This is a genomic window from uncultured Metabacillus sp. (assembly GCF_947503125.1).
Taxonomy (GTDB): domain Bacteria; phylum Bacillota; class Bacilli; order Bacillales; family Bacillaceae; genus Metabacillus.
Genome location: NZ_CANNCR010000110.1, coordinates 1 through 6,832 on the forward strand (window position 1 = coordinate 1; position 6,832 = coordinate 6,832).

8 protein-coding genes are annotated in these 6,832 nt (G+C 39.6%); 4 read left to right on the plus strand and 4 right to left on the minus strand.

Annotated features, from left to right (window positions below; all coding sequences use genetic code 11):
* The first annotated feature begins 69 nt into the window (after positions 1–69).
* The 4 genes from Q1B07_RS25890 (at position 70) to Q1B07_RS25905 (ending at position 4,018) form a co-directional block, all read left to right on the plus strand.
* On the plus strand, positions 70–993 hold the full coding sequence (locus Q1B07_RS25890; RefSeq protein ID WP_299095489.1) for a zinc ABC transporter substrate-binding protein: 924 nt from the start codon (positions 70–72) through the stop codon (positions 991–993).
* Positions 994–1,059: 66 nt separating this feature from the next.
* Positions 1,060–1,818, plus strand: a complete 759-nt coding sequence (locus Q1B07_RS25895) for a metal ABC transporter ATP-binding protein (RefSeq protein ID WP_299095475.1) — start codon at positions 1,060–1,062, stop codon at positions 1,816–1,818.
* Between the two features lie 6 nt (positions 1,819–1,824).
* Positions 1,825–3,141, plus strand: a complete 1,317-nt coding sequence (locus Q1B07_RS25900; protein ID WP_299095477.1) for a metal ABC transporter permease — start codon at positions 1,825–1,827, stop codon at positions 3,139–3,141.
* Positions 3,131–4,018 carry a metal ABC transporter permease gene (locus Q1B07_RS25905; RefSeq protein ID WP_299095480.1) on the plus strand — a complete coding sequence of 296 codons (888 nt, stop codon included), beginning with the start codon at positions 3,131–3,133 and terminating at the stop codon, positions 4,016–4,018. Before Q1B07_RS25900 ends, Q1B07_RS25905 begins: the two co-directional genes overlap by 11 nt.
* 33 nt (positions 4,019–4,051) lie before the next feature.
* Here the strand turns inward: Q1B07_RS25905 and Q1B07_RS25910 are convergent, their stop codons facing one another.
* The 4 genes from Q1B07_RS25910 to Q1B07_RS25925 all read right to left on the minus strand — a co-directional run.
* Positions 4,052–4,240, minus strand: a complete 189-nt coding sequence (locus Q1B07_RS25910) for a hypothetical protein (RefSeq protein WP_299095482.1) — start codon at positions 4,238–4,240, stop codon at positions 4,052–4,054.
* Positions 4,241–4,388: 148 nt separating this feature from the next.
* The gene (locus Q1B07_RS25915) at positions 4,389–4,547 is read right to left on the minus strand and encodes a DUF1540 domain-containing protein (protein ID WP_299095484.1); all 159 of its coding nucleotides are present in this window, start codon (positions 4,545–4,547) and stop codon (positions 4,389–4,391) included.
* A 107-nt stretch (positions 4,548–4,654) separates the two neighbouring features.
* On the minus strand, positions 4,655–5,689 hold the full coding sequence (locus Q1B07_RS25920; RefSeq protein ID WP_299095487.1) for a cytochrome d ubiquinol oxidase subunit II: 1,035 nt from the start codon (positions 5,687–5,689) through the stop codon (positions 4,655–4,657).
* A gap of 22 nt (positions 5,690–5,711) precedes the next feature.
* Positions 5,712–6,832: cytochrome ubiquinol oxidase subunit I (locus tag Q1B07_RS25925; RefSeq protein ID WP_299834224.1), on the minus strand; the 1,121-nt coding region annotated here is incomplete at its 5' end.

Consider the following 6,832-nt stretch of genomic DNA (forward strand, 5'->3'; position numbering starts at 1 on the left):
CGCTCGAGGTACAAAACTTATTTCATTACGTTTTGTGCCTTGAGCGAAGCGAAAGGAATGGGTATAAAGATGAAAAAGTGGTTGGTAAGTATAGCAGCAATAACAGTTATGTGTTTTCTCACAGCTTGCGGAAATGATCAGGTTAATGGTGATGGAAAGGAGAAAATCCAGGTAACAACAACGACAGGTCAAGTTGCTGATGTTGTCAAAAACATTGGTAAAGACAAAGTAGAGGTTGTTTCGTTAATGGGACCTGGAGTTGATCCGCATCTTTATCAAGCTTCACAGGGAGACATCCAAAAATTAAATCAAGCCGATCTTATTTTTTATAATGGCCTTCATTTGGAAGGAAAAATGAATGAAATCTTTGAAAAAATGTCTAAAGATAAACAAACGGTTGCAGTAGCTGATTCAATTCCTGAAACGATGTTATTACGTACAAAAGATTCAAACGCACATGATCCCCATGTTTGGTTTGATATTCAAGCATGGATTCATACGATCGATTCTGTTGAAAAAGAGCTGACAAAGATATCACCAGAGAATGAGTCATTTTTTAAAGAAAATGCACTTGCCTATGAAAAAGAGCTCCAAGAATTGGATCAATATGCGAAAGAACAAATTGAAACCATTCCTGAAGAAAGCAGGGTTCTAGTAACAGCACATGATGCATTTGGCTATTTTGGCCATGCATATGGACTTGAGGTAATGGGATTACAAGGATTAAGCACAGATTCTGAATATGGTCTAAAGGATGTTCAAGGTTTAGTAGATATATTGGTTGAAAGAAACATAAAAGCGGTCTTTATCGAAAGCAGTATCTCAGAAAAGTCAATTCAAGCCGTTGTCGAGGGAGCTAAAAAGCAAAAGCATGAAGTGGTGATAGGCGGTGAACTCTTCTCTGATGCAATGGGTGAGGAAGGAACTGAAGAAGGAACATATGCAGGCATGTTTAAGCACAATGTTGATACAATCGTTTCAGCGTTAAAATAAGGCTTTGTCTTAATAATTACTTAGTATGAACAAACTGCCAAAATAAAACAAGGTTGGTGTTAAAGAATGATTCCTGTTCAAGTTGAAAATTTAACCATTGCTTACCATCATAAGCCGGTGCTTCAAGAAGTAAGCTTTGAAGTGCCTGAAGGAAAACTAATTGGCATTATTGGTCCGAACGGTGCGGGAAAATCAACTCTAATTAAAGGAATTTTAGGGTTAATTACAACTGCTTCAGGTGAAGTCCAGATTTTTGGTGAGCCATATAAAAAGCAGCGCAAGCGTGTTGGTTATGTTCCTCAACGCGGCTCTGTTGATTGGGATTTTCCAACAAATGCATTGGATGTTGTGTTAATGGGCAGATACGGCCATATTGGCTGGTTTAGGCGGCCACGTAAAAAAGATGTAGAGGTTGCAAAGGAATGTCTCGATAAAGTGGGGATGCTTGAGTATGCAAACCGGCAAATCAGTGAGCTTTCTGGAGGGCAGCAGCAACGTGTTTTCCTGGCAAGAGCCCTTGCACAGGAAGCAGATGTCTATTTTATGGATGAACCCTTTGTTGGTGTTGATGCTGCAACAGAAAAAGCGATTATCGCCTTGCTAACTGAACTTAAAGCAAATGGTAAAACCGTGCTGGTTGTTCATCATGACTTACAAACGGTTGAGGAGTATTTTGATTGGGTGCTTCTATTAAACATGCGAAAAATCGCATATGGACCTACAAAGGAAACCTTTACGATTGAAAACTTACAAAAAACATATGGTGGAAAGCTAACTTTTTTGCAAGACCGATCTATGTTGGTTGTGGGGAAGGGAAAGGGGTGAAATGATATGCTTGAAGCGATACTTTACCAGCTTCAAAACCCTAATACACAATGGGTATTAATTGGCACAATGTTGCTTGGGATAGCAAGCGGTGTTGTCGGAAGCTTTACTTTGCTTAAAAAACAAAGCTTAATAGGGGATGCGATGGCCCATTCAGCATTACCAGGTGTTTGTATAGCGTTTCTTTTGTATGGGTCTAAGTCGTTAATTTGGTTTTTAGTAGGTGCTGCCATTGCCGGTTTAATTTCAGCCTTTTTTATTCAAGGAATTATTCAGCACTCACGTATCAAGGAAGACTCGGCTTTAGGAATTATTATTTCTGTCTTTTTTGGATTTGGAATTGTTCTTTTAACCTATATACAGCATAATGGCGCGGGGAACCAAAGCGGATTGGATGATTTCATTTTCGGCCAGGCAGCATCAATGGTTTCTTCAGATGTTCAGCTAATCGCAGTTATTGCACTGATTCTGCTTTTCATAACAGTGTTATTTTATAAGGAATTTAAAATATTGACCTTTGATCCTCAGTTTGCAAAAGGGCTTGGGCTGCCTGTTCCATTTATTAATGGCTTGCTGCTTTTGCTTATTGTTTGCTCTGTCGTAATTGGTCTTCAGACAGTCGGGGTAGTATTAATGGCAGCCATGCTTATCACTCCAGCTATAAGTGCAAGGTATTGGACCGATAAATTAAGCCATATGATGATCATTTCCGGAATTATTGGCGGTTTTTCGGGTATGACGGGTACTATGTTAAGCACAATCACTGAAGGGATGGCAACTGGTCCGCTTATTATTATTGCAGCAACAGTATTGTTTCTCGTCTCACTCATCTTCGCACCGAAACGAGGGTTACTTTCAAAGATGTTAAAACAAATCACTTTGCGGAAAAAAACAGCGATTGAACATTTGTTATTAAGTTTTTATGAAATTGCCGAAGAGGGAAATCTTGAAAGGATTACAGAAGGTGAGCTACTAAAAAGAAGAAGAATATCAAAGCGGCTATTTCATTATGCAATACAGGTATTGAAAAGAAATGAACAGATTGCTCAAACAGGTGAACAATCATGGAAGCTAACTGATAAAGGAATTGAGAAGGGCTATGAGCTTGTCCTAAAACAACGATTATATGACATGTATCTAATGCATGAGATGGAATTTGCATATTTAGAGCTCGAATCAAAGGATGATCTAAATCTTGCCAGAATTTCTTCAGAAGCAAGGACTCAGCTCTTGTCCTTATTACAAGTACATCAGCGTGTACCATTGCTGCTTCCGAAATCTGCAGCTTACAGTGACAAGGGGATGATAATGAATGACATATGATATGTGGATTATCGTTACAGGTTCATTAGTTGGGATAACATGTGCAATGGTCGGCTGCTTTTTGGTTTTACGCAAGATGGCAATGTTGGCTGATGCGATTTCACATACTGTATTATTAGGAATTGTAGGGGGTTTTTTAGTAAGTCAGAGCTTGGATGGCCCCTCGTTACTGATTGGAGCTGTTGTTGTTGGACTGTTAACGGCCCTGCTTGTGCAAGTGTTAAGCGGAAAGGGCGTACAGGCAGATGCTGCCATTGGGGTTGTTTTTACATCGCTTTTTGCCATTGGTGTCATTCTCTTATCGGTCTTTGCGGGAAATATCCACTTAGATGTAGATCATGCGTTAATGGGAGAAATCACCTTTATTCCTTGGGATACGGTTGTATGGAACGGAATGGAATTAGGTCCGAAGGCTGTCTGGCTTTTATCCTTTGTATTTCTGGTCAATCTGCTCATTATTTTCTTATTATATAAGGAGTTCAAAATTAGCACATTCGACCCTGCCTTAGCTACAGCGATTGGAATTCCTGTTTTGTTTATCCATTATTTGCAAATGGGCATGCTTTCCATTACCACAGTAGCTTCTTTTGACAGTGTTGGTGCGATTTTAGTCGTTGCGATGCTGATTGTGCCGGCTTCGGCTGCCTATCTGTTAACAGATAAGCTGTTAGCAATGCTAATTATCAGTGCAGGCATTGGTGTATTCTCAGCGATTAGCGGTTATTACATGGCAACCTTGTTAAATGTCTCCATTTCAGGTGCAATGGCAACTTCAACAGGGATCGTGTTTGGGCTTGCATTTTTCTTTTCACCAAAGCATGGGCTGCTTGCAAAAAAACGAGCACAGCAAAAGCTTTCAATGAATGGAAGAGGCTGATCAAAAATCAGCCTCAATGGTTTTTTTGTTTTGCTATTCCATTAACCCATACTCGATTGCGCGATCAGCTACAAGCTCATCCACATCATGTGGAAGGTTATCCAATGATCCAAACTCATAATCCCATAGATTAGTAAAGGAATCAACGAACATTGGAAATGACTCAGCACTTGAGTTTTTCACCTCATTGCGAAATGAATTAAGTAAGCTTTCCTTCAACATGATTACCCCCTTAGGATTTTCTCCTAGTAGTTTGTGAAAAATGAGAAAAAATATGTAACTTAATGAATAAAAATGAAAATCATTATCAATAATACAATAGAAAGGAACAAGCAGTTGCAGCTGCTTGTCCCGTTCTTGATCTTCAATCTTAAAGGTCAGATGGTGTAAATGTTTTGCAATCTGTTTCTTCACTGTTGTCAGCTTTTTTACCAGCATGACTGACTACATAGATTGCATCAGCACTGCATTTATTTCCCTTTGCCCAGTATTGACAGTTGGTTACTTCACAAAGTACGTCTTGTGCCATTGTTATTGACCTCCTTTGTAATAATGAAACACATAAATAGTCTTCCATTTCTGACGTGTTTCATACCTGCTTCATCAATAAAAAGCCCAATGTTTGCGTTTTTAACATTAGTTTTGCCTTAAATATCGCTTGTCCTTCATAAACAGCTTCCAAAAGTAAATAAATCCCGGAAATAGAATGAGGAAACCAACAATATATGTGGCGAATAACGCCCGAAAAGCAGTTGGATGAGTGAAACCGGATTCAATTGTGACATCAGGGTAAATCATATAAGGCAAATGTGCACGGCCATATGCATAGCTTGCTACTAAATATTGAATGGTTACAGCAATGACAGCCAACCTTGGGCGTCCAATCCGCTGCTTATGCTTTGCAGATGGTATAAATAAGGCTGAACCAGCAAGAAGAAATAGCACAACAGAGCCGATAAGAAAGGGCAGATAGTCCAACATTCTTGTGTAAAGCCAATTTGCTTCGATTCTTAATGTTAACATGATGAAAAAAGCCATAAGCAGTGAAATCGGTCCTAAAATAAGGGCATCACGCCGGTAAATCCGATATGCATCTAATTCATCAGCAACATTTGAATAATCTGCAAGCAATAAGGATGATAAAAACAGTGTGCTGCTAATAGCGAATCCCACAAATGCATATATATTCGGGCTTGTAAAAAGAGCTGCAAAGTTGAGCTGATGCACACCATTAACAACTTCAATATAGCCGCCGTGTGTAATTGGGAGAACGAGCATTAATAACGCAGGAATAATAAAGCCGGAAATTCCAGACACATATGTGAGTGCCTTTTCATAATCCTTTGCGACATGTGAGAAAACTAAAAATCCGCTCCTTAAAGCAAGCAAAATTAAAATAAAACTTCCCGGCAATAGCAGCACAGTGCCGAGAATATATGTCGCTCCAGGGAAAAAGCTGACAAGGGCAATGACGATTGCAACGATAAACACATTTGTTACCTCCCATGTTGGTGAGAGATAGCGATTTGCGATATTGGTTGCATTAGTTTTTTCTTTCTTAATATAAATCATTGACCAAAAGCCTGCGCCAAAATCCATTGTAGCCATTACGGCATAGATAAACACAAATCCCCATAAAACAGTGATCGCAAGCAGTGAATCTGCTGTCATATTCGATCATCCTTTCTAAGCTTTAGTAGATGCTGATACTCCCTCTAGATGCTTCGGTCTCAAGCTCATTCTCAACGGGATGTCTTTTAAAGTAATATTTTAAAACGAGCAAGACAGCTACCGCCAAGATCACATAAATGAGTGTAAACAATATAAATAGAAGACCAATCTGAGATGATCCTGTTACAACCTCGGCAGTGGTCAATACGCGGTAAATCACCCAAGGCTGTCTTCCGGTACAAGCAAAGATCCAGCCAAATTCGATTGAAAGCAATGCTAATGGTCCGGCAATTACAAAGGCGTACATAAAAGGCTTAGGGAAATTCGGTTTTTTCAACAGCTTATTCCATACAAAGCCAGCCATGGATAAAAAAATCAGAAAGCTGCCGATTAAAACCATTCCATTAAAGAGGGTATGAACAAATAATGGCGGCCAATATTCTTCTGGAAAATCATTTAATCCGACAACAACGGTTTCAAAGCTATTTCCAGCTAGAAAGCTAAGGGCCCACGGAATTTCAATGGCGTATTTAATTTCCTGTGTTTCCTTATCTGTAAAACCGCCAATTGCAAGCGGTGCGTAATCCTGTGTTTCGAATAATCCTTCTGCCGCTGCAAGCTTTTCAGGCTGATATTCATGAAGCATTTGTGCGGATTCATGGCCATTTAATGCCGTTAGTAATGAGAAAATGCCTCCGATTGCGAGGCTTAACATAAGGGCCTTGCGGTGGAACCGAAGAACACGTTGATTTTTGCGGTGCTTAAGCATGTTAAAGGCGGATATGCTGCAGATCATAAAGGCTCCGGTCATATAGGCTGATACAGCAACATGTGCTGCCGAAATAAAGAAACTCGGATTAAAGAATGCGGCCCAAGGGTCAACATCTGCGATTTCACCATTTTCAATTCTAAACCCTGCTGGTGTTCCTTCAAAAGCATGAACATTCGTAATTAATACTGCTGAGGCACTTGCACCTAATAACACAAGGGATACACTTAAAATCCTCATTTTTGGAGAAATGCGATCTGCAGCATATACATAGATTGACATAAACAGAGCCTCGATAAAGTCTGAAATGAATACTCTGGGCACCCAGTTAAAAAATGGGCATAGCAAAACAAGCCATCGATGATGACTCAACT

What these genes read in the sequence shown, in the direction of transcription:
- Q1B07_RS25890 (WP_299095489.1), top strand. Translation starts at nt 70, where the DNA reads ATGAAAAAGTGGTTGGTAAGTATAGCAGCAATAACAGTTATGTGTTTT.
- Q1B07_RS25895 (WP_299095475.1), top strand. Translation starts at nt 1,060, where the DNA reads ATGATTCCTGTTCAAGTTGAAAATTTAACCATTGCTTACCATCATAAG.
- Q1B07_RS25900 (WP_299095477.1), top strand. Translation starts at nt 1,825, where the DNA reads ATGCTTGAAGCGATACTTTACCAGCTTCAAAACCCTAATACACAATGG.
- Q1B07_RS25905 (WP_299095480.1), top strand. Translation starts at nt 3,131, where the DNA reads ATGACATATGATATGTGGATTATCGTTACAGGTTCATTAGTTGGGATA.
- Q1B07_RS25910 (WP_299095482.1), bottom strand. Translation starts at nt 4,240, where the DNA reads ATGTTGAAGGAAAGCTTACTTAATTCATTTCGCAATGAGGTGAAAAAC.
- Q1B07_RS25915 (WP_299095484.1), bottom strand. Translation starts at nt 4,547, where the DNA reads ATGGCACAAGACGTACTTTGTGAAGTAACCAACTGTCAATACTGGGCA.
- Q1B07_RS25920 (WP_299095487.1), bottom strand. Translation starts at nt 5,689, where the DNA reads ATGACAGCAGATTCACTGCTTGCGATCACTGTTTTATGGGGATTTGTG.